This is a genomic window from Priestia sp. SIMBA_032 (assembly GCF_046535215.1).
GTDB lineage: Bacteria > Bacillota > Bacilli > Bacillales > Bacillaceae_H > Priestia > Priestia aryabhattai.
This window is the reverse complement of record NZ_JAWRXD010000038.1, coordinates 1-21,501: the sequence shown is the minus strand read 5'-3', so window position 1 is coordinate 21,501 and position 21,501 is coordinate 1. Positions and strand designations below refer to the sequence as shown.

At 35.1% G+C, this 21,501-nt stretch carries 17 protein-coding genes and 1 tRNA gene; 12 read left to right on the top strand and 6 right to left on the bottom strand.

Features of this window, described 5'->3' with window-relative positions; all coding sequences use genetic code 11:
- Window positions 1-599 precede the first annotated feature (599 nt).
- The 3 genes from SB717_RS31940 to SB717_RS31930 form a co-directional block, all read right to left on the bottom strand.
- Window positions 600-1,850, bottom strand: a complete 1,251-nt coding sequence (locus SB717_RS31940; protein ID WP_410906726.1) for an MFS transporter — start codon at window positions 1,848-1,850, stop codon at window positions 600-602.
- A gap of 395 nt (window positions 1,851-2,245) precedes the next feature.
- Window positions 2,246-2,908: a sigma-70 family RNA polymerase sigma factor gene (locus SB717_RS31935; protein WP_410906724.1), complete on the bottom strand. Its 663-nt coding sequence runs from the start codon at window positions 2,906-2,908 to the stop codon at window positions 2,246-2,248.
- Between the two features lie 924 nt (window positions 2,909-3,832).
- Entirely contained in the window at window positions 3,833-4,273 is a 441-nt protein-coding gene (locus SB717_RS31930; RefSeq protein ID WP_410906722.1) for a hypothetical protein, read from the bottom strand.
- Window positions 4,274-5,242: 969 nt separating this feature from the next.
- Here SB717_RS31930 and SB717_RS31925 point away from each other — a divergent pair.
- From SB717_RS31925 to SB717_RS31915, 3 genes are all read left to right on the top strand, one after another.
- A complete protein-coding gene (locus tag SB717_RS31925; protein ID WP_410906728.1) occupies window positions 5,243-5,464 on the top strand; it encodes an IS3 family transposase in 222 nt (73 codons plus the stop codon).
- A 702-nt stretch (window positions 5,465-6,166) separates the two neighbouring features.
- Window positions 6,167-6,742, top strand: coding sequence for a MerR family transcriptional regulator (locus tag SB717_RS31920; protein WP_410906720.1), 576 nt, complete (start codon window positions 6,167-6,169; stop codon window positions 6,740-6,742).
- Window positions 6,743-7,266: 524 nt separating this feature from the next.
- The gene (locus tag SB717_RS31915) at window positions 7,267-8,568 is read left to right on the top strand and encodes a replication protein (RefSeq protein ID WP_410906718.1); all 1,302 of its coding nucleotides are present in this window, start codon (window positions 7,267-7,269) and stop codon (window positions 8,566-8,568) included.
- A 66-nt stretch (window positions 8,569-8,634) separates the two neighbouring features.
- Here SB717_RS31915 and SB717_RS31910 read toward each other — a convergent pair.
- Window positions 8,635-8,718 (bottom strand) — tRNA-OTHER (locus SB717_RS31910).
- Window positions 8,719-8,878: 160 nt separating this feature from the next.
- On the opposite strand from SB717_RS31910, the gene SB717_RS31905 reads away from it, so the two are divergent.
- The 4 genes from SB717_RS31905 to SB717_RS31890 all read left to right on the top strand — a co-directional run bounded on the left by SB717_RS31905 (window position 8,879) and on the right by SB717_RS31890 (window position 11,553).
- Complete coding sequence (locus SB717_RS31905) at window positions 8,879-9,664, top strand: plasmid stabilization protein (RefSeq protein ID WP_410906716.1); 786 nt, start codon at window positions 8,879-8,881, stop codon at window positions 9,662-9,664.
- Window positions 9,665-9,746: 82 nt separating this feature from the next.
- Window positions 9,747-10,097: a hypothetical protein gene (locus SB717_RS31900; protein WP_410906714.1), complete on the top strand. Its 351-nt coding sequence runs from the start codon at window positions 9,747-9,749 to the stop codon at window positions 10,095-10,097.
- A gap of 100 nt (window positions 10,098-10,197) precedes the next feature.
- Window positions 10,198-11,088: a hypothetical protein gene (locus tag SB717_RS31895; protein ID WP_410906712.1), complete on the top strand. Its 891-nt coding sequence runs from the start codon at window positions 10,198-10,200 to the stop codon at window positions 11,086-11,088.
- Between the two features lie 240 nt (window positions 11,089-11,328).
- On the top strand, window positions 11,329-11,553 hold the full coding sequence (locus SB717_RS31890) for a helix-turn-helix domain-containing protein (RefSeq protein ID WP_029325462.1): 225 nt from the start codon (window positions 11,329-11,331) through the stop codon (window positions 11,551-11,553).
- Between the two features lie 339 nt (window positions 11,554-11,892).
- Here SB717_RS31890 and SB717_RS31885 read toward each other — a convergent pair whose 3' ends face one another.
- Entirely contained in the window at window positions 11,893-13,326 is a 1,434-nt protein-coding gene (locus SB717_RS31885; protein WP_074682411.1) for an amino acid permease, read from the bottom strand.
- 596 nt (window positions 13,327-13,922) lie between these two features.
- Here SB717_RS31885 and hutP point away from each other — a divergent pair.
- From hutP to SB717_RS31860, 5 genes are all read left to right on the top strand, one after another.
- Entirely contained in the window at window positions 13,923-14,387 is a 465-nt protein-coding gene (gene hutP, locus SB717_RS31880; protein WP_028408945.1) for a histidine utilization transcription antiterminator HutP, read from the top strand.
- 312 nt (window positions 14,388-14,699) lie between these two features.
- Window positions 14,700-16,211: a histidine ammonia-lyase gene (gene hutH / locus SB717_RS31875; RefSeq protein WP_074682413.1), complete on the top strand. Its 1,512-nt coding sequence runs from the start codon at window positions 14,700-14,702 to the stop codon at window positions 16,209-16,211.
- Between the two features lie 215 nt (window positions 16,212-16,426).
- Entirely contained in the window at window positions 16,427-18,085 is a 1,659-nt protein-coding gene (gene hutU, locus SB717_RS31870; protein ID WP_013082675.1) for a urocanate hydratase, read from the top strand.
- 19 nt (window positions 18,086-18,104) lie between these two features.
- Window positions 18,105-19,400, top strand: coding sequence for an imidazolonepropionase (gene hutI / locus SB717_RS31865; protein ID WP_410906709.1), 1,296 nt, complete (start codon window positions 18,105-18,107; stop codon window positions 19,398-19,400).
- Window positions 19,375-20,358 (top strand): agmatinase family protein, encoded by a 984-nt coding sequence (locus SB717_RS31860; RefSeq protein ID WP_410906707.1) that lies wholly within the window; start codon window positions 19,375-19,377, stop codon window positions 20,356-20,358. Before hutI ends, SB717_RS31860 begins: the two co-directional genes overlap by 26 nt.
- A 517-nt stretch (window positions 20,359-20,875) precedes the next feature.
- Here SB717_RS31860 and SB717_RS31855 read toward each other — a convergent pair.
- Window positions 20,876-21,295, bottom strand: a complete 420-nt coding sequence (locus tag SB717_RS31855) for a hypothetical protein (protein WP_410906705.1) — start codon at window positions 21,293-21,295, stop codon at window positions 20,876-20,878.
- Window positions 21,296-21,501 lie beyond the last annotated feature (206 nt).

Here is a 21,501-nt window from a genome sequence, read left to right as displayed (position 1 = left end):
TTATAAACACCTCATTTTTTAAGTTGAACTTATATTCAACTTATTGTACTTGATATAGGATAAATATTCAATATGTGGGAGCAACTAAGTTATCTACAAAACATTACATCTATCAACAATTATTCAAATTAAGTAGAACTTGTATCTATAAACAATATTCAGACTCAATACCTTATTTGCCTTACTTTATAGCTTCAACATAAAAAGAGCCTGCATCAAAAATGACGCAGGCTCCCCTCTCTTGCTAAAAATAATTCTCATGTTCATTTGCCCATGTGAGGCCCTTTCGTTACGTATAACGGTTCATAACGAGAGTACCATTCGTTAAATCACAATAACCTACTTGTCAATTGGGGTAATACATTTGCTGAAGTCGCTGTTACGTCTTTCAAAACCGAACCAGTCCCTTCATTAAGCTAAGTATTTAACCTTTCACAGTATTCAATTCTACATGATATTGATACTGTACTATATGTGTACCACGTCTTTTAGAATTAAAACATAACGTATTTTATTCTATTTCCTTTGGTTGTACTTTTACAACGAAAATGCTTTGTTTTTCATTATAGGTATTTAGATAAGCATTCATAACTAATTTTTTACTCTCCTAATTCTATACCTTCCTGCTTTGTCTCCTCTTTTAGATTATATAGAGGTAATATAAAAAGCAAACCTATAATAAACAAGACTGCTGCTGCCTCAAATATGGCAACCAATGAAAACTGCTCTTTTAAAACTCCAGCTATACTCATCGTTAATACCATGGATCCCGTAAAGAGAGGACTTAAAATCCCATTGACTCTGCCAATAAAAGCAGCCTCCGTTCTCTGTAAGATCATCGTATTAATACCAATCTGAATACACGGTAACATGAGACCATTTAGAAACTGAGCTCCCAGCGTCAGCCAAAGGTTTACTGATAATCCCATTATGGCAAACCCTATTGCATTACCAACCATCCCAAATGCCAGCAGCCTTTGCGGTGCTACTGTTTTGGCAAAGATCATTACTACTGCTCCGCCTAAGATCATGCCAATTCCATTAGCTGTAAGTAACCACTGGAGATTTTCTTTTGCTAAACCCAACTGCTCTGTTACAAGGAAAATGGAGAGAGGCTGAATAAACCCTATTCCTAGTCCAGCTGCTAAAAAGCATAGACCTAACAGGCTCAACTCTTTCTTCCCCAAAACATACTTAACACCACTTTTCATTTCACTTAGCAGTGATGTAGTTCCATTCTCTTCTTCCATCTTTCGATCAGAAGGTAGAAAAGTGAGTGCTGCTGCTGAAAGTAAAAAGGCTGTACCTGTGATCGCAATGGAGAGATTTATACCAAAGGCTTGAAAGGAAAATGTTCCTAGTATTGGTCCTAGAACCATGAATATCGCAAAGACCGTTTGATAGACTGACATCCCTACCTGCATTTGCTCCTCCGGTAAATGCATTTTAAACAGTTTCATCCCTGAAGGCTGAGAGAATTGGGAAAGGATTGCAGAGATTAAAGTTGCGAAAAATACTACGTGCCAAGATCCAAGTATAAGCGTGATAAGCACAGCAAATACAGATATTGAACTTAAAATATCACACCACACCATAGTACGTTTTGGACGCCAACGATCTGCAAATGTTCCGCCAATAAAGGAGAAAATAAAAATTGGTGCAAATTCTGCTACAGATATTAAAGATACTGCAAATGGGTCTCCGTGTGTCTTCTCCATTATGAAAAGAAGTACAGCAAAATTCCTAACCCATATCCCTATTTGTAAGAATAACCCAGAGATAATAATAGCTTGAAAAACACGATTTCCAAACAACTTGGTTGAATGGTTTACGGGTAATTTCTCTTCCAAAGCAAAAAACCTCCTGCGTATTTTCTGAACAGGGGGAAGTACAGTACAACAATATTGGCATGACATTCCGAAAGAAAGGAATACAATGATCAATTTGATTTGTATGTAAAAGTACAGTCTAATCCTATTCAGAAAAAAACAATCGTATTATTTAACGAATTTTTTCTTAGAAAATAGGATTAATTAATCATTGTTTCACGTCCACCCTTCCTTTTTTTACTAGTATTAGGATAATTTATTATTTGTAATAAATCAACGCTTTTCGAACCCGAAATTTCTACAAAATATTCGTTTCACTCATCATCAATCTATTAAAAATCAATAACTATTTTTTGGGCAGGTTTCTTCTATTAGGTATTAAAGAGAGATAGCTTACAGTAAATTATCTACGTCTGTCAGGATGATTGCTGTAAATACAGATATTGCATTTGATGCTTCATTTTTTTCTTAATTCGGTAAAGCGCATTATCTACTGTTTTTTGAGAAAGATGTAGGTTCTGAGAGATTTGCATATATGTTTGACCCTTCCTATATAGAGCGAATACATCTTTTTCAATAGGTGACAGTATTTCTTGTAAAATCTGTTCCCTTTCTCTTTTATTTTCTTTTTCCACGGTAGCTTGTTCGGGGCTTACAGTACGTGGATGAGGAAGCATCTCTATAAGAATCAAATCATCTTCCAATCGCTTTGAATTCTTAGGTATGTTTAAAGAGAGGGCATTATTTAAGGGGGAATGTTTTTGACGAGCACTTGCCTTTATAGCTGTAATAAGTTGACGTGTAATGCATAGATCAGCAAATCCCCTAAATGAACTCATCCCTTCTGTTTTAAAATCGCGAACAGCTTTATATAATCCTAGCCTTGCTTCTTGTAAGAGATCTTCTCGATCTCCTCCTAGTAGGAAGTATCTTTTTACCTTTAAACAGATCAAATACTCATATTTATTTATGAGCACGTTGAAAACATCTTCGTCACCTTTTTGAAATGCTTGAACAATCTCTTCATCATTTAGGGTCATCTTTTCTTCTCTTATTTCTACACCTGCTACCCTGTTCATCTGCGTTCCTCCTCGTGTCTTATGCCTTCTATGTACTTTACATTATAAAAAAGAAAAGGCATAAAAAATGTCGAAAAAACAAAGAGTAGAAAGAATATTTAGGGAGAAAGAAGGGAGACATTACCTCAAACCTTATATCATGTATATGCCCTTTATAATATAGACTATTTTTAACCTTGTTTACGACTTTAAAAAAGCTAACAGGTGTTTTCTCCCACGCTTTACCCGTCGCCATTGAATCAAGAGTTTCAATATAGTCATTGTGCAAATAAGCAAGGTTGTTGGAGTACTTATTAATAATAATTAAATCTTAATTCGTTGGTTTGCTTGCTACTTCTTCCCTTCTTCTACCTTTCCAATATGAAAAAAGAAGACTCCTTATCCTTCATTTCGCCTCCAAACTTTTGCTTTTTTTAGCGTTCCATTTCTTATCCTGCATTTCTTTTGTTGTAGAATGTGCTCCATTATTCCGTGTAAAAAATTACGTAAACCCATTTTATAATTTCTATTTTTCTCCTTTGTCATCATCTTTTATCTCTCTCAGTATCTCCCCCCTTTGCAGGACGACTTTTAAAGAAATCTTGGCAGGAAATCCCTTTGTTCTTTTTCTATTTCATCTATTTTTTCAACGGAAATTGGATCTATATTTTATAAAAACATATCCATGATAATCGTTCCTTACCTGTAAAGTGTGGTTCCATACTACAAAAGAGAGAAGAGCATAAGGGGTTTTTGCTATCACAGGGTGTGATAGGCTAGGCAGAGCCTAGCAAAAACGTGATAGCAAAGAAAGTCGCTTAATGTCCCCTTTGAGTCCCCTTTTTTGGGTATACGTCCCTTTTACGTCCCCTTTTAAAATCCCGATGTCCCCTTTATGTCCCCCTGTTTTGGAGCCATGTCCCCTTTGCGTCCCCCTGTGTTTTTTCACTTCATGGCTAAATCTTGTTGCTTTTCATTCAATTTTTGGAGCTTTTCTTGTAAACTTTTTTGTTCATCTTTATAGAGCTGAATGCTTTCATCACTCGATTGAATGGCATCCTTTTTCATCGCAATTTTTGATTCAGTATCGGCTTTTTCCTCTTCCACTTGGTACTTCATATCACGTTGTAGTTCATTCATTTCTTGTTGGATTTGACGCTTATGTTTGGCCTCTATTACACTTACTTTGTCATAGTTTCCCATCTTCTTTTTGACAAACTGTTTCCCTAAATCATTGACCAAAAGCGCATATTCTTGTTTAGCTTTAACTCCTTTTCCTTCTTTACTTATCGTTTTTCGTTGATCCAAATAGAGTATTGTAATTAACGCATAAGCGTCTATTTCCCTCATCCAATCTGTATTAGAATAACTAATTAAATCATCCACTTATGAATTTAGTTCTTCTTGTGCTACAAGTCTTACCTTCATTTGTCTGATAAATTTTGCTCATTCTATAAAATTAATCTGTATCCAAATAATACACATGTATTTTAATAATCAAGGCTCCTGTAATATGTTAGAGAAGATAATTTGATAATCAAATTAGAACAAATCTTAGGGCCTAACTCTCTCATTTAAATACAATTGACCTAAAAATATTTAATAATAACTAAATTGAATTAAATTGAAGTTAACTTATAACAAGTTGAATTAAACCGCGATACGATAGATCGTTTCAAAAAAACTTAATTAATAATTAATTAAGTTGGATTTTTTCATTAAAATCATCTCTTTTATATATCCAATCTAATTTAATTAAAAAGGATTCAATGGAATCCTTTTTAATTAAATGAATGTATTAATTTAGACTCAATTGAGTCACTTTAAACACTACTGTAAAATAAGTTCATAATTTAATTAACTCCAACTGAGATTAAACCATCTATAATGTAGTGGAGCTAGTATAGATTCATGGACACGATTTAATTAAGTTCTTAAAATGATTGTTGAGAGGATGTGTCCGAAATGGAACGTAAACGTGCAGGCAAAAAAAGATAATGATGAGTTTAAGAAAACGATTGTAGATTTATATCATGTGGGAAACTCGGTTAAAGATTTAAGCAGCGAATACGTCTATCAGTTCAGAAGAAGGCTCTCTAATACCGAAAGAATCAGCTGAGATTCAGTAAGAAAACCTTCGGTTAAAACAAGAATTGGATATTCTAAAAAAGGCTATGGCCATATTCGAGAAAAAGTAACAGAAGCAGAGCTTAACCATTTTATCGAAAAATATAAAGAACAATACAGCGGTCAGAAAATGTGCGTAGTGTTAACAATTCCAAGAAGTAGCTCCTACCACTTTTTCAAAAAGACGGTATCAAACCGCGAATAGAAAAATCATAAGCTGACGAAAAAATCCAACGAATTTATGTGAAAAGTAAAGCGCGTTATGGTGCTCCCAAAATTCATAAGATTTTAGTAAATAACAGGTGTTATCTAAGTCTAAAGCGTGTTCAGCGCTTAATGAAACGAGCAGGAATTCATTCGATTACGAAGAAAAAATACCGTCCCTATCCGTCAAAAGACAAGGTCGTACAACTGACTAATCTGTTAAAAAGAGATTTCTCTACATGGTGATTTTGCATAGTTGCATTTCTTTCAAAAAAGAAAACAGACTAAATTGTCTCCAATATCCATAGCTATTCCATATTGGAGAATAAATTCACTTTAGGTTTAATTCAAAATCCGTAAATTTTTTATCAGGATGATTTAATTTCTGCTTCAATCTCTAATAACCAAAAGATAGCATAGAGTTTAGAGGCTTTATATTCTAAATGTTTAGATCACAATGTTTTTCCTGATAGAATTAAATCACTCCCTATGTATAAGATGAAAACCCCAATAGTTAAACTCCTGTTAAACTCAACAACAACTATTTTAGACTCAAATCAATTTAATTGAACTAAATTGATTATAAGTTCATCTTATATATTCAAAACCATAGGATACTAAAATTTAAGTTAAACTTAAATTCTATTTAATTTAACTTAATCTCATCCTAAATGAATATATTTATAACATAAAAAAAGACTCTATAAATACATTTATTTTTACTTTCTTAAAGGATATTCAACTAATACTTAATTGAACTGAATAAGATATAATAAAATTAATTCAATTATATATAAAACCTGATAAAATAATAAAAACAAGCTTTAAATAAGTAGTATTTAATTGAATACGATTAATTAAGTTAGACTCAATTGAATCGTTACAAATACTATATACAAGAAGTTTCTAACTCAGTTAGGTTGAATTATCTGTGATGGAGGTGTAATTTTGAGCGAAGAAACAATGGTCATTTCAGAAGTTGCTAGAAAATTTAATATAGAAAATCATCAATTACGTGACTGGTGCGAAGTGGGTTTGGTACGTCACAAGAGAATAGGAAGAATACGCTATATTTTCACTGAAGAAAATAAAAAAATAGAGAAAATTATCGAGCTAAAAGAAAAGTTCGGCAAGCATGCACCAAATGAAATGATTCGTGAAGAATTAATTAAAGCAAATTTAATGAGTGACGAACAAACAAAAGTAATTGACAAAGATATAGATGAAGATGATATAAACGAAAACTCATTTAAAGAAGCATTTTTATTACTAGCTAAAAAAATAGAAGAGATGGATAAAAAGATAGAAAAGAAAGAACAATTAAAACTTCCATCTGAAAATTTAGCAGCAAAAAAAGATGTTATAGAGATAAAAGATCAGATGAATAAGCTTGAACAAGATAATCAGCGTTTAAAAGAAGTGAATGATCAATTACTAAAAAAATTAGATTCTATTCACTCTACTATGACCGAAATTCAAAAAGAACAAGGAAAAAGCATATGGAAAAAGCTGTTTAGCAAATAATAAAACAGCTTCTAACTACTTGTGAGTAGGCAGAAGCTGTTTTATTTATTATCCTTTTATTATTTTTTGTATGATGCTTTTCTCTTTCTACCTTCATCAAAAAGATTTACGAAAATCCAACTCCCTCAAAATAACAAATTTATATATAATTAAATAAATTTATTATTTAATAAAAAGAGTTAAAATAATTCTTTTGAGATATATTACTGATTTTTATTGAATTATGAGATTAATTAACGCTATAATAAAACTAACAAAAATGACCGGAATAGAAAAAAGACTTCAACTGTTTAAGAAGTGTTGGTAGCACTCTTAAACCGTTCCCCCTAAAGACGGTAGGGAAAACACTTGTCGAAGTCTCTTGTTAATAGAGTTAGTTTTTCTATAAAATAAAACTTATGCTTTTATTTTATATGAAATTAACATCTATTTCAAGGGCTTAGTTCATCAAATTCAAGGCATTGTTTTCCTTTTTCGAGGGAAACAATGTCTTTTTTGTGTTCCTTAAAGGAGAAGATGAACAAATGACAAAGATATTAACCTGCTATTTAAAAGATGTAGATACCTTCAATGGACGGTTCAAATGGTTATGGACCCACAAGTCCACGCTTCGGAAAAAGAAAGAAGAGTTTTTAGACATTCTTTGTACCCACTTTAAACAACAACAATCTGCTATACATAAAGAATTTCCTAAAAAGCGAATGGAAATGCTCGATCATGTCATCTATAACCTAGTGGCTACGGGCATTCAAGCGATCCGTTCTGAAACGCTTATGAAGAAATTTAATGTATCCAAAAGTACGGTTTCTCGTTTTGTACGCTCGTTAAAAGCGACTCCGTTTGTACTTGTCGCACGATACATTAAAGAGGATGCAACAGGTACTCATCCTGATAGTTATGTATTTATCCTTAAAAGCCATAAAAACTTTCATCAGATTTGCGACGAAATCTTTTTTGCCCATGATACAACAGGTGTACAAACGCTTCAGCAAGAAGAAATGACCACTCCTGTGACACGTCCTGTGACGCATCCAGAAAGCGCTGAAAACGTTGATATACCAAGCTTAGAGCCCGATAAATCACCTGATGCCTTTATTAACCTTGATTTACCTGTAAATCATATAAATAATCATTTAATGTCTGTTTCACAGTCCTTCACCTATATCAAAGGTGTGCCTAAGAAAGTCAATCAAGTCTATGCAGGTAAATATGGCCATCAACTACAAGACTTTTATGCTCGTATTCAAAATGCTGCAAAAGCCGTAAAACGAGATACAGAGATTGAAATTAAAAAAGAGCAAGTACATGACATTGCGTATACATCCATTGTGGGATTAGATAAATATGTCCATGAAGCTAATCAACAAGGCAATCCGTTATCCCTACGGGATATGTGTCGATTAATCTATCAAATTGCGAAAAATCAATTCTATGAATTAACAAAGCCTAAAGAGCAGGATTATTCATCAGTATACGCAAATCAACAAGAAGTTATACATAACGAAAGTCAAACAACAACATTAGCTACACCAAAACGGATTATCCGTAAAGAACTAGTTCCAGATTGGTTAAAAGCAGAACAGCAGCAACAAAAGGGTATACAGGAAACAGACATTACAGTAGATCAACAGCTTCAAATGATTCAGTTAAAGCAAGATTTAGGACAAGAGCTAACACCAGAAGAAGGGGACTTGCTGCAAGAACACTGTTCTACGTACAGTTCATTAGAAATGGCGGAACTGAAACAAGATTTAAGACAAGCATTAACACCTGAGGAGCAAGACTTATTGCATCAATATGCTAAATTAAAGGAACCAGCTTCTTAATTTTTAAAAATAGTTAAAGCATAGCAAGGAGTTTCACTATTTCTAATGTATTCAGTGTTTTAAGAGAGGACTTGGCAGGATTGAACCTGCAAGACACCAAAGTTGTATAGTGTAATACGACTGGCTGCTCTACCATTGAGCTACAAGTCCACACTACAAGTATGCACATAGTTTCTGGTTATATGTACAATACGAGAAAATGTAAAAAGTGAAGAAATCTCTTAGAAGCTAAATTATCATTAGAATATGTTTATTTAGAACACTATTCTAAATAATAATTAAATTTATATCTACGCAGGAGGAGCACATTATGCCACATAAAATTACGTTAACTGGATCAGCCACAGGACCACTACGAGAATATGATCGCTACGTTGCCTTTGATATGCGTGAAAAAGGGTCACCATCTGCGCCTAAAGGATTAAAGAAGAGTACCTTTATTTCGTATACGGTGTTTGTTGCGAAGAAAGCCTTTAATAAAACAGGCCTCACGAAGAAAAGCATCATGCATGAAAAGATTTTAATTCAAGGGGAACCTACGTTGGATATTCCAATTGATGAATGTCCCGGTGAAGTAGGGGTCATTTGTTTTCAAATTACCGTTCTCCCGAATAAAAATGACAAAGAGAAGAATGAGTCAGATGCGAAAAAAGAACCTAAAAAAGAGGATTCTGCGCCTTCTCAAGAACAAAAGAACACAGAGTCTACTAAACAGGGAGAAGAACAAGAACCTATTTCTCAACCTGTAGCAAAAAAAGAGAAGAAAGCTGAAACAGTACAGACAGAAGTAAAGGAGGCGCCTGTTCAAGAGAAAAAAGTGGAGCCACAAAAGACACAGATGCCAATTCAGCCAAAAGGGACACAGGATGTTTTAAGCTTTGATGACATTATCGTGCCTGAAGAGTTCTTAAAAACACGTCCAAACCCTGAAAAAACACAAAAGGTCATCGATTTTGTGAAGCGTACAGGACGACTAGATGAGCCATTAACGATTGAAAAAGGATCCAATGTCTTAAAAGATGGTTACCGTCGTTATGTGGTGGCCAAAACCGTTAAAATGGATAAGGTTCCGGTTGTTTACGAATATCAAAAGTAAGAATGATGGGCTTCTTCCTATGATTCGTTAACCGATATATCAACGATTATTTTAAACTAAAATATGTTAAGGAGAAGCCTATATGAAAACATCAACACCTTGTCCAGGGTGTCAAAAACCTATTACAATTGAGCATTTTGAAGATTTCTCAAGCCCTTTTACAATAAAATGCCCACATTGCCGAGCAAAATTAAAAGAAACAAAAATGACACCCTGGTTATTATTACTAGCCGTAATTGTAATTCCTTTATTAGTATACTTGGGTATTAGCGTAAAAAGTTTCTTGGCAGGTCACTTTCCCATCGTAGAAAAGGTACCTACAATGATTGTATTTACTGCTTTTTGTTACCCCGTGTATGCTCTATATGAAGCTTATAATGCTGTTATTATTTTTAATAAAGGAAATCTACAATTGAAGAAGATTCAGTCATAAAATTTGTAATTTAATAGATGCCGTTTTAAAACGTGCCAATGCCTAGTTATAGGCCAATTACATCTTGTGCTAGGGATTGATGAACAGAAAAGGGGAACCTGTGAGAAAGAACAAGAAAATACTACTAGCTGTCGCTGTAAGTATCCTTATCCTATTGATGGGCGGAAAATACTTATTTGCAATGACACAAAAGATTGGATGTAGCGATGAGGTCATTCAGAAGATAGAAATGAAGAATGGCTATAGCATAAAGGTCCATCAGACAAACTGTGGAGCTACTACTGATTTTGGATATAAATTAACTCTAACCCATCATGATAAAGGTGAGAAAGAAATCTTTTCTTATGGAATGCTTGAAGGTGATTCACATATTGATGAAAATGTACACAATAATCAGCTCGATGTCACGTATGCTCCTTCGACCATCGTTTATAGCAAGGGAGCCAATTACAAAGGAGTACCCATACATTTTGAACGAAAGGGCGGAAATATGTCGGTCCCTAAAAGTTTTAAAGATCAGAGAAAAAGTTTCGATTTAGATATGGCTGACCTTTTTGCTAATTCACTAATCGTATACAGGAACGAAGAAATTCCTGCAGGACAAGTTCATTTTGCCGTAAATGAAAAAGGAAACCCTTCAAAGACGTGGAATAGGCACTGGTTAGTTATTGGCGCCATTGAATATACGCTGCCTATCTTTATCCATGGTAATGAAGAAAACTCTCCTGTTTATGTAGGACAAAAAGAAAAAAATAGTTCAACTTGGAAGGAAGTAAAGATAGCATCTACTTATCGAGAATTTCAAGAAGATTTGAAATTGATAGATGATTCATCAGGAAACCGTTCCTTTCCAGAGGATGCTAAAACAAACCCTCTTCCCGAAAAGAAAATTAAACATAATCTAAAGGTGATAAATAAGGGGAACATTGACCTTTCTTTTTGGAACGATTGGATGAGAGGTAAGTCTCTACCTGACAAATACATGGAATAACCACAACAAAGACCGCCCATTACTTATTAGTGTATAAGGCGGTCTTAACTGTATTCATGCTATATGATTATGACCAAAATATCGACATTATTCTAAATAATTATATAGATCAAAATTCATTTATTTTTCTTTTGTACTTTATTATATGATGCATTTAAATTATATTTCCTATTTCTTTAAGAAAAATTCGAATACTTTTAGGAAAAAGTGGCAAGCCTTCTAAAAAAGGAGGTTTTTAAATTGTGGAGTGCTGGTAAAAAAAGAAGTAAGCTTGGCAGATTTCTAGATAGAAAGGGTTATTCTCAGACTGAGTTAGGTAAAGTTTCTAAACTTAATAAGAATACAGTAAGTAGAATTTGCAATGATTCAAATTATACTCCTTCTATAGTTACTATAAAAAAAGTAATGAAAGCTTTAAAGAAGCTTGATCCTAAATTGAAATCTGAAGACTTTTTCGATATATAAAAGGTACAATTATTGTGCCTTTACTTACTTTCTTTGTGTTAAAAAGAGTGCCCCCCTATATCAATAGAAGGGCAACAAACTGTGCCTGCCTGTCACTAGTCAACCTTTGTAAGGTGACATCTCTAGTCTTATCCAACCTAAACATAATCTAAACTTTTTACTTTAATATATATTTTTATTTTCAATTCACATAAAAAAGATTCCATATTTGTTATTGCAATTAAAAAGCAGATCTTATCCAAGGATAAAACCTGCTAAAAAATTAAAAAGAAGTGATGAAAATATCATGATTTACTCAATGATTCGTTGTGTAAAGAAAGAGTGTAATTCCCACTAGATTTATTCCCCAGAACTTCTCTTTAATATTATTGTATCTTTTTCCTTATCTATTTTCTTATGAATACGTAGATAATAGTAGGCATAGCATCCAATTGCAAATGGGATACCACAATATAAAGCAGCCCTGAGAGAATCAACAAAAGCCATACTAACAATGACTACTAAACAGAGCATAAAGCAGGTAATTGGAACAATAGGATACAGAGGTGTACGGAAAGTTAATTGATTAATATTATTTCCTTCGGCAATATAAGCTTTACGGAAATTTAATTGAGATAAGGCAGTTAACATCCAAACAGTGATACCAGCTAGGCCAGCAATTGATACTAAAATGAGAAAAACAGTATTAGCAGCAATGAAGCTTGTTAAGAGTGATAGACATGCTACTAAAAAGGTTACGCTTAATGCACGTAAGGGCACCCCTTTTGGGCTTAATTTCGAAAAAGATTTTCCAGCGAATCCTTCACGGCTCATAGCCCATAACATTCGTGTGGATGCATATAAACCTGAATTTGCAACCGATAAAACTGCGGTAAGGATAACAAAATTCATCACATCTGCGGCATACGGTATCCCAACATTGTCAAAAACATAAACAAATGGGCTATCCACTGTTCCTGCTTTTTGCCAGGAGATTAAACTAACGAGGATAAGCATGGAAATCACATAAAAAAATACTGTTCGCCAAACTGTATTTTTAATAGCCCTAGGGATTTCTCTATGTGGATTTTCAGATTCTCCAGCTGCAATACCAATTAATTCGGTTCCTTGAAAAGAAAAAACAACTCCAATCATGGCAAAGAAAACACTACTAAATCCATTTGGAAAAAGGCCGCCATTATTCATTATGGTAGAAACACTTTGAACTGGATTTTTTGTCCCATGAGTATCAAGAAACCCAAAAATTATACCTGCCCCAATTATAATAAATAATAAAATGGTTACAATTTTAATGCTTGAGAACCAAAATTCTGTTTCTGCAAAACTGCGAGTAGACAGAGAGTTAATAACAAACAAAGAAGTTCCAAAAATAGCACACCAAACCCAAACAGGAATGTCAGGAAACCATCTCTGCATTAACAATCCGGATGCTGTGAATTCAACACTTACTGTAACTGCCCAATTCAACCAGTACATCCATCCCACAGTAAAACCTGTTCCAGGTCCTATATATTTTGTTGCATAGGCTTGAAATGACCCTGTCACCGGCATAGATACGGTCAATTCACCAAGGCACAGCATAACTAAGTACATTAAGAAACCTACAACGAGGTAAGCTAATATAGCCCCACCAGGACCAGCTTCATTGATAATATGACCCGAATTTAGAAAAAGGCCTGTTCCAATTACTCCACCGATTGAAATCATAAATAAATGTCTGCTTTTCATATTTCTTTGAAGCTCATTGGATACTTCTGTTTTTTTACTATGCATGTATAACCCTCTTCCTAATAGTATGATTTAATTATTTTTATGTTATAAGCAGGGTTCTCCTTTAAACTAAAAATTTAAATGAGCAGATCGGTTGGAGATAATTTAAAATATCTATTAAAATCTCAAAAAATATAATCTAGCTTTCCTTTCCAAGTTACTATAAGTCTTTCCAATACAAAAAAACTTCGCAAAAATACTAATTTCCTTTTTGCCAAGTTCCATTCTATAAACTAATAACTAAATTGGAGTCTTGTTTTATTTACTTAACTACACCTAAATAAACTTATATAAGTAATATTTTTAAGTTTAATAGGTATCTGATCTACTCTCTTGGAGAAAACCCTATTCTAAAAAATAACATCATACCTGATTTTTATATTTCCATCTTTTTGTTAAGATCCTCCAGTAACTAAAATTTAATTCCTCCACTAAAGGCTATATTATCTAGAATTTTCAGAATTATATTCAGTATATCTACCGAATAAATAGTTGTCAACGTAGAAATGTATGCGCTATCAAAAGCTAGATTGACAACTAATATACCCCTCAGTATATACTAATCTAGTAGTAAGGGAAGTACAAAGGGGGAACATCTTATGAGCAATCAGGTTAAACAAAAGAATAATTTTTCAATGGGTAAGTTAACTTCTTTATTGGTTCTCTTGCATAATACTGAACTGGTGAAAGAAGTTGAACAAGAACTGGACTCAAGGGGTTATAACTATACAGTTGGAAAAGTCGGGGCTATGGAGCTATCAAAAGTAGTTGCTGCTGTTGAAACAAGTGCCAAAAATAACCATATTATAAATGCTAATTCGTATAGGGAAGTCCATGCTCTTTATCATGCCATATTGGAAGCAATTCAGGGAGTAAGTAGGGGGACTTTACAGTTAGGAGATATTTTACGTACAGTTGGTTTAACTTTTTCAATTGTCAGAGGAAATATTGACTCCTCTGGTTATGGTGGAGAATGGATTAGTGTGTGTGTCTATGGAACTATAGGGGCCCCAAAAAAAGGGTTTGAACATGATGCATTAGGGTTTGGGTTTAACCATATCTAAAAAAAATCTATTCAAAGTAATTTAAATAAATATTTTTAATTTTTTTTAAAAAATAATTGACAAATTATTCAGATAAAGAGATACTAGTTTCAGATACATTAGTTGCTTTAAGTTTTAGATCTTAAAGTATAGATTCATTTAGCATTTTTAGTTATGTATGTTTTAGATATTTAAAATTGTATTTAAAGCCCATAGTTTATTCAGTTTAGTTTATAGGGGGCTATATCAAAAAAGATTTGTTTCTTTTTTGATATAGCCCCTTTTTATGTTCAAAAAACAATAAGGTTTTTAATTTAAAAAGGAGTGATTAGAATGTTTGTTCAAATAGATGGTAACTCATTAACGTATGAACAAATTCATCAAGTTATTTATGAGGGTTATTCTGTTAAAATTAGTGATCACGCGCTAGAAAATATCAAAAGAAGTAGAGCTTTAGTCGAGGATAGTATTACCAATAACAAGGTAATTTACGGTGTGAACACAGGGTTTGGAAAATTCAGTGACACAGTCATTTCAAAGGATGATTTAGCTGACTTACAAATTAATTTAATTCGAAGCCATGCTTGTGGGCTTGGGGAGCCATTTCCTATAGAAGTAAGCCAGGTTATGTTACTTCTAAGAGCTAATGCATTAGCGAAAGGCTATTCAGGAATTCGTCTAGAAACACTGCAGTTATTAATAGATTGTTTAAATCAAAATGTCGTTCCAGTTATTCCTAGTCAAGGATCGCTAGGAGCAAGTGGTGATCTAGCTCCTCTATCGCACTTAGCCCTATTATTAGTTGGAGAAGGAGAAGCCGTCTTTAACGGTGAAAAAATGTCAGGTGCAGAAGCATTGAAATTAGCAGGCCTTCAACCAATTAAATTGCAAGCTAAGGAAGGGCTTGCTTTAATCAATGGAACTCAAGCTATGACTGCTGTAGGTGTGGTTGCTTATATGGAGGCTCAAAAGTTAGCTGACCTTTCAGATGGAATTGCTGCCCTAACATTAGAAGGTTTACAAGGAATTGTTGATGCTTTCACACCAGAATCTCATTCTGTCAGACCTTACCCTGAACAGAAACAAGTAGCCGAACGCATTCTTTCTTACCTTGACGGTAGTCAACTAACCACTACTCAAGGACAAATTCGGGTTCAAGATGCGTATTCATTACGATGCATCCCCCAAGTTCATGGTGCTATTCAACAAGTTTTAAATTATGTAAAAGAGAAACTATCTATTGAGATAAACTCAGCAACAGATAATCCACTAATCTTCTCAGACAGTGGAAATGTTATTTCCGGTGGAAACTTCCACGGACAACCTATCGCTTTTGCGATGGACTTTCTTGGAATTGCAATGTCTGAAGTAGGAAATATTTCTGAAAGACGTATCGAACGATTGGTGAATCCCCAACTAAGTGATTTACCGGCATTTTTAAGTCCAGACCCTGGTCTTCAATCAGGCTTAATGATTACTCAATATGCTGCTGCTTCATTAGTTTCGGAAAATAAGACATTAGCTCATCCTTCTAGTGTAGACTCTATACCATCTTCTGCTAATCAAGAAGATCATGTGAGTATGGGAACAACTGCTGCTCGCCATGCTTATCAAATTATTCAAAATAGTAGAAGGGTTCTTGCCATCGAAGCTATCTGTGCTGCTCAGGCTGCTGATATTAGAGGTGTAAGTAAGTTGGCTCCAGAAACAACGAAACTTTATTCGAGAATTAGAAAATCTGTTCCAACAATCACAAAAGATCGAATCTTCTCACGTGATATTGAAAAATTGGCTGCTGATTTAAAAGGGGTTGTAAAAGAAGTTAATTACGAAATGGTACGTTAATGAACGTGTGAAGCCATTTTTATTATAAAACTCTAGCATAAACTTATTAAAATATTAGGGTACCAAGCTTTCATTTTCTCAATTATGAAGATTTATGAGATTTCCTGCGTAAAGTAAACCGTATGAAATCTGGCCCGATTATAAGTAATTATCTATAAGAATAAGTTTTAAAAACAGTTTAAAATTATTTGAATTTATTTACAGGGGGAAGAAATATGACTACTGAACAAAAAGTAATTAAGGCGCCTCATGGAAAAGAATTAAATACAAAAGGTTGGGTACAAGAGGCAGTTCTTCGTATGTTAATGAACAATTTAGATCCAGAAGTGGCAGAACATCCGGAAAAATTAGTTGTATATGGGGGAATAGGGAAGGCAGCTCGAAATTGGGACGCATTCGATCGTATCGTAGCCACTTTAAAAGATCTAGAAGAGGATGAAACACTATTAGTACAGTCTGGAAAACCAGTAGCTGTTTTTAAAACTCATAAAGATGCACCACGTGTACTCTTGGCTAACTCCAATATTGTTCCGGCCTTTGCAAATTGGGAAAAATTCCATGAACTCGATAAAAAAGGATTGATGATGTATGGACAAATGACAGCCGGTAGCTGGATTTATATTGGAAGTCAAGGAATTGTACAAGGTACGTATGAAACATTTGCTGAATGTGCAAAACAACATTTTAATGGTAGTCTCGAAGGTACCATTACCGTAACAGCTGGATTAGGAGGCATGGGAGGCGCTCAGCCATTAGCCGTTACAATGGCAGGGGGCGTAGTCATTGGAATTGATGTTGACCGAACACGTATTGAAAAACGAATTGAAACACGCTATTGTGACGTTGTATTAGAAAGCTTGGATGATGCCATTGCTTTAGCACAAGAAGCAAAAGACTCAGGAAAAGCGCTCTCAATTGGTTTGGTTGGAAATGCAGCTGAAGTGCTTCCTCAAATGATTAAACGTGGATTTATTCCAGACATTGTAACGGATCAGACATCCGCGCATGATCCATTAAATGGATACCTTCCAGTAGGCTTTACCTTAGAGCAAGGGGAAGTATTACGTACCGAAAACCCTGAAGAATATGTAAGGAAATCTAAGGCTAGTATGGCTGTTCATGTTCAGGCTATGTTAGATATGCAGAAAGAAGGAGCCATTGCTTTCGATTACGGAAATAATATTCGTCAAGTAGCATTAGATGAAGGCGTAAAAGACGCGTTCAACTTCCCAGGTTTTGTACCTGCTTATATCCGTCCTCAATTCTGTGAAGGAAAAGGACCTTTCCGTTGGGTAGCTTTATCAGGTGATCCAGAAGATATTTATAAAACAGACGAAGTTATTTTACGTGAATTCTCATATAATACTCATCTTTGTAACTGGATTAAAATGGCGAGAGAAAAAATTGAATTTCAAGGATTACCGGCGCGTATCTGTTGGTTAGGATATGGAGAACGTGCACGATTTGGAAAAATCATTAATGAAATGGTTGCATCTGGCGAACTTTCAGCCCCTATTGTTATTGGTAGAGATCATTTAGACGCGGGATCTGTTGCTTCGCCAAACCGCGAAACAGAAGCGATGAGAGATGGCAGTGATGCTGTAGCAGATTGGCCTATTTTAAATGCACTAGTTAATACAGCTGCAGGGGCAAGTTGGGTCTCCGTCCACCACGGTGGTGGCGTAGGTATGGGATATTCTCTTCATGCAGGTATGGTTGTAGTAGCAGATGGCACGGAAGATGCGGCTAAACGTCTTGAACGCGTATTAACAACAGACCCTGGTATGGGGGTAGTTCGTCATTTAGATGCAGGCTATGAATTAGCCATTCAAACTGCCAAAGAAAAAGGCATGAACATTCCAACATTAGACTAAAACAAAAGGAGTGAGAATTATGTCATGTATTACGTATATTAAATGTGCCTCACAACTGATTACAGTTAGAGGTGGAAGTAAAGAACCAAAACGTGCTCAAGATATGTCCGATATCGGTATTATCGAACATGGCAGTGTTGTAGTGGAAAATGGAATGATTACATTTGTTGGATCGGATGTTGAAGCAGAACGCTATGTTCATACGTTGAATGGACATATCAATACGATTGATGCTTCAGGAAAAATTGTTACTCCAGGTCTAATCGATGCTCATACTCATATTGTGTTTGGGGGAAGTCGTGAAAAAGAGCTAGAGATGCGATTAAACGGAGCTAAATATATTGATATCCTAAAGGCAGGCGGCGGAATTCTCCAAACAACAACAAGTACAAGGGAAGCAACAGAAGAACAATTGATTCAAGAAACCTCCAAACGCCTGAATCGTTTTCTACAATATGGAGTTACGACGGTTGAAGCGAAAAGTGGATATGGTTTGACACTGGAAGATGAATTGAAACAGCTACGAGCAGCAAAAAAGCTAAACGAAAAACACCCTGTTGATTTAGTTTCTACCTTCATGGGAGCGCATGCTGTTCCAGTTGAATATAAAGAAAACCCAGACGAATTTGTTCGTTTGGTGATAGAGGAAATGATTCCAAGAGTTGCAGAAGAAAATTTAGCTGAGTTTTGCGATGTTTTTTGTGAAGAAGGAGTCTTTACAGTTGAACAGTCGGAGCAAATTCTTGAGGCAGGAAAAAGGTATGGTTTAAAACCCAAAATACATGCAGATGAAATTGTTCAATTTGGCGGTGCAGAGCTTGCAGCCAAGGTGGGAGCAGTTTCAGCCGATCATTTATTACAAGCATCGGACGAAGGTATTAAACAAATGGCTAAAAGTGGTGTTATTGCAGTCCTGTTACCAGGTACAGCGTTCTTTTTAATGGAGAAGCCTGCGAATGCAAGGAAGATGATTGAAGCTGGGGTGCCGGTCGCTCTTTCTACAGATCGGAATCCAGGGTCATCACCTACTGAATCGTTACCTTTCATTATGAATCTAGCATGTCTTACGATGAAGATGACGCCAGCTGAAGTTCTCACAGCATGTACAATTAATGCAGCTCATGCCATTGGAAAAGCTGATGAAGTGGGAAGTATTGAAGTAGGAAAGAAGGGGGATCTTGTTTTATTTGATGCACCGAATTATCAAACGTTGCAGTATAACTATGCAGTGAACCTCGTAGATACTGTCATTAAAAAAGGACAAGTGATTGTGGAAGGTGGGGTTTTACGTGATGTACCCGTACCCACAGCTTAATCGCCCCTCTTTCCATTGGGAAAGACAGCGTTCAACTGAACCTAAGGTAAGTGATTGGATCAAGACTTTTGAAGTGCAGGATGAAATAGATTTTCAAGCTGTAGATGTAACCGTTTTGGGAGTCCCTCTTTCGAGATCTTCTATTAGTGCCTCCGGGGCAAGTGAAACACCCCTTGCTATGAGGCAACTATGGAAATCGTTTAATCCGTATCACATTGAATATGATACGGATTTGACCTCCTTATCGGTTTTAGATTTAGGCGATGTCAAACAGCATGTAACAGATATTTCACTTTCGCATCAGTATATTAAAGAAGCCATGATTTCAATGCGGAAATATCACCCCCATACACTGCCTATCATGTTAGGGGGAGATCATTCGATTACGGCTATGTTAGTAAAAGGCTGGAAGGAGTCGCATCCAGAACAACGTATAGGGATTCTTCAATTCGATACACATTTCGATTTACGCAGTTTAGAAGATAACGGACCATCAAATGGAACACCCATTCGAAACCTAATTGAGAGTGGTACGGTTGAAGGCAAAAACGTTTGGAATATTGGCCTGCATGGGTTTTATAACTCGAAATCTCTCAAAGAGTATGCAGATACCCACGAGGTTAATTACGTGACCTTACTACAAGCTAGAAAAACAGGACTCTCTAATACAGTTGAAAAAGCCTTAGATGATTTAGCTAAGAAAGTGGATGTCATCTATCTGACGGTAGATATGGATGTTCTTGATGTGGCCTATGCCCCTGGTGTACCAGCAGGAAATACAGGAGGAATGAGAACGGATGAATTGTTCGAAGCAATATATATTGCTGGTTCACACCCATTAGTCCAAGCGATGGATATTGTATGTTTAGATCCCTTACGTGATAAATCAGGAATTACTATTAAAGCAGGAGTTCATGTATTCTTAAATTTTTTAACAGGCTTTGCAAATAGAAAATAACGAAGGAGAAAATGTTATAAATGGTCGGTTACTTTGTTTGCTGACGAATCGCTTCTCCTTTCAAATTTAACGTTGTAAAAGCACCCTCGTATGGGGGTGTTTTTTTCTTTTAGATATAGTTATAAAGAGAACCTATAATAATGAATATAAAAGGAGCTTGACTATAACCTTTTATTAACGATTCATTACCTTTGTGTATAGTGCATATTTCATGAAGAGTTCCCTCTCTTTTGGGGTGCTTTTCATTTGTCCTACTCTAGTGAGGTATCTATTTATATATCACGAGCAAGCATGTGAAGTTATTAGTTGTACATCTTGTAATGCGTATCTTCGCCTTAAAATATGGCTATAAAGGTCTAATATTCTGTTTGTTTTTAAAATATTAAATGAAAAATATAGAATTTTTGTAATAAATTCGATATAGTTTAGTTGCTATAACGTTCACATTTCAACGAGTGTGAAAGTAAGAAAGCTGTCTCTTTCCCTGTTTTGAGACAGCTTTTTATGTTGTCCTCTATTACGTAAGGTTAATTTTAATCCCGCCAGAAGAAGCTAACGGTCTTGACCTTGCTTCTTTTATTTGTTTCGAAGAATCCTTATGTTTCTCCATTAATTCATGAATACTTGCTACCTGTATAATGCGGATGTGATCAGAATTAACAGCATAACGAACAGGCGTAATCAAGATAACAGAAGGGAAGATGGCTGCCCGATCCTCTCGCTGCCAATGCAATGTCTTCCACTCGTCCGAAAAGAAAAATTCCTCATAAAGATGGATTTTCTCCCGCATTTTCTGTTCTGAATACTGATTTCGTTGAATTTCAATCCAAAACGGAGATCCTTTAAAAATACAAAAGAGATCTGGTTCAATGCCTCCTTTTTGTCCAGTGGGCTTATCTTCGACAATAATCTGTTTAGGTGTGCTATACGTACACATTTGTTTATAGACATCCAAGATAGAAAGGAAATGTAATATTTTTTGAGAGTTCTTTTTGATCTTTACATCCACGGGCAAATAGACGGTGGGAGAATACTGCTGTGTGCGTTCAATGAGTCCTAATCGATAAAACGTACCATGACGCTATTACAAGCATTTACGGGTGATTTGAGCTGTTTAAAGAAGAGGTTAACTAATGAGTCCCT

Excerpts from the sequence above, each read along its gene's own strand:
- SB717_RS31905 (WP_410906716.1), top strand. The coding sequence starts at position 8,879 with ATGCCACATAAAATTACGTTAACTGGATCAGCCACAGGACCACTACGA.
- hutU (WP_013082675.1), top strand. The coding sequence starts at position 16,427 with ATGACTACTGAACAAAAAGTAATTAAGGCGCCTCATGGAAAAGAATTA.
- hutH (WP_074682413.1), top strand. The coding sequence starts at position 14,700 with ATGTTTGTTCAAATAGATGGTAACTCATTAACGTATGAACAAATTCAT.
- SB717_RS31900 (WP_410906714.1), top strand. The coding sequence starts at position 9,747 with ATGAAAACATCAACACCTTGTCCAGGGTGTCAAAAACCTATTACAATT.
- SB717_RS31915 (WP_410906718.1), top strand. The coding sequence starts at position 7,267 with ATGACAAAGATATTAACCTGCTATTTAAAAGATGTAGATACCTTCAAT.
- SB717_RS31885 (WP_074682411.1), bottom strand. The coding sequence starts at position 13,326 with ATGCATAGTAAAAAAACAGAAGTATCCAATGAGCTTCAAAGAAATATG.
- SB717_RS31935 (WP_410906724.1), bottom strand. The coding sequence starts at position 2,908 with ATGAACAGGGTAGCAGGTGTAGAAATAAGAGAAGAAAAGATGACCCTA.
- hutP (WP_028408945.1), top strand. The coding sequence starts at position 13,923 with ATGAGCAATCAGGTTAAACAAAAGAATAATTTTTCAATGGGTAAGTTA.
- hutI (WP_410906709.1), top strand. The coding sequence starts at position 18,105 with ATGTCATGTATTACGTATATTAAATGTGCCTCACAACTGATTACAGTT.
- SB717_RS31855 (WP_410906705.1), bottom strand. The coding sequence starts at position 21,295 with ATGTGTACGTATAGCACACCTAAACAGATTATTGTCGAAGATAAGCCC.